At 61.8% G+C, this 1,812-nt stretch carries 1 pseudogene; it reads right to left on the minus strand.

Annotated features, from left to right (window positions below):
- Positions 1 to 1,812 (minus strand): annotated as a pseudogene (locus tag F4827_RS34805) (hypothetical protein); the annotation flags it as partial.

A 1,812-nucleotide genomic window follows, 5' to 3' on the forward strand; every position in this document is an offset into this window, starting at 1 on the left:
GGTGATCTGACCGTTGATGGTCGTCACGTCGCCAGCCAGCGTGGTCACGTTGCCCGCGAGGTTCGTTACATCACCTGCCAGGTTCGACACGTTCGTGTTGGTTGCGTAGAGCTGCGAGCCGTTCACCGCGTCCGTGCTCGATGCGTTGAGCTGGCCATTCGCCACGTTCGTCAGTGCGACCGGTGCAGCGCCCGAACCACCCAGCGTCACAGAGCTGTGCGACGACGAGTCGTACATCACGGCGTCAGCCAACTGGCCTTGCATGTTGGTGATCTGACCGTTGATGGTCGTCACGTCGCCAGCCAACGTGGTCACGTTGCCCGCGAGGTTCGTTACGTCACCTGCCAGGTTCGACACGTTCGTGTTGGTTGCGTAGAGCTGCGAGCCGTTCACCGCGTCCGCGCTCGATGCGTTGAGCTGGCCATTCGCCACGTTCGTCAGTGCGACCGGTGCGCTTGCACCCGAACCGCCCAGCGTCACCGAGCTGTGCGCCGACGAGTCGTACAGTACGGCGTCCTGCAGCTTGCCGTTGATGTCGGTGATGTTGCCCGAGATATCGGAGATGCTCTGGTTCGTTGCGTAAAGTTGCGAGCCGTTCACCGCGTCCGTGCTCGATGCGTTGAGCTGGCCATTTGCCACGTTCGTCAGTGCGACCGGTGCAGCGCCCGAACCACCCAGCGTCACAGAGCTGTGCGACGACGAGTCGTACATCACCGCATCAGCCAGTTGGCCCTGCATGTTGGTGATCTGACCGTTGATGGTCGTCACGTCGCCAGCCAGCGTGGTCACGTTGCCCGCGAGGTTCGTTACATCACCTGCCAGGTTCGACACGTTCGTGTTGGTTGCGTAGAGCTGCGAGCCGTTCACCGCGTCCGTGCTCGATGCGTTGAGCTGGCCATTTGCCACGTTCGTCAGTGCGACCGGTGCAGCGCCCGAACCACCCAGCGTCACAGAGCTGTGCGACGACGAGTCGTACATCACCGCATCAGCCAGTTGGCCCTGCATGTTGGTGATCTGACCGTTGATGGTCGTCACGTCGCCAGCCAGCGTGGTCACGTTGCCCGCAAGGTTCGAAACGTTGGTGTTCGTCTCAAACAGTTGCGAACCGTTCACTGCGTCCGTGCTCGATGCGCTCAGCACACCATTCGCCACGTTATGCAGTGCGACCGGCGCGGATGCACCCGAACCACCCAGCGTCACCGAGCTGTGCGCCGACGAGTCGTACAGCACGGCGTCCTGCAGCTTGCCGTTGATGTCGGTGATGTTGCCCGAGATATCGGAGATGCTCTGGTTCGTTGCGTAAAGTTGCGAGCCGTTCACCGCGTCCGTGCTCGATGCGTTGAGCTGGCCATTTGCCACGTTCGTCAGTGCGACCGGTGCAGCGCCCGAACCACCCAGCGTCACCGAGCTGTGCGACGACGAGTCGTACATCACGGCGTCAGCCAACTGGCCTTGCATGTTGGTGATCTGACCGTTGATGGTCGTCACGTCGCCAGCCAGCGTGGTCACGTTGCCCGCGAGGTTCGTTACATCACCTGCCAGGTTCGACACGTTCGAGTTGGTTGCGTAGAGCTGCGAGCCGTTCACCGCGTCCGTGCTCGATGCATTGAGCTGGCCATTCGCCACGTTCGTCAGTGCGACCGGTGCGCTTGCGCCCGAACCACCCAGCGTCACCGAGCTGTGCGACGACGAGTCGTACATCACCGCATCGGCCAGTTGGCCTTGCATGTTGGTGATCTGACCGTTGATGGTCGTCACGTCGCCAGCCAACGTGGTCACGTTGCCCGCGAGGTTCGAAACGTTGGTGTTCGT

The organism is Paraburkholderia bannensis (genome assembly GCF_014200455.1).
Lineage (GTDB): Bacteria > Pseudomonadota > Gammaproteobacteria > Burkholderiales > Burkholderiaceae > Paraburkholderia > Paraburkholderia bannensis_A.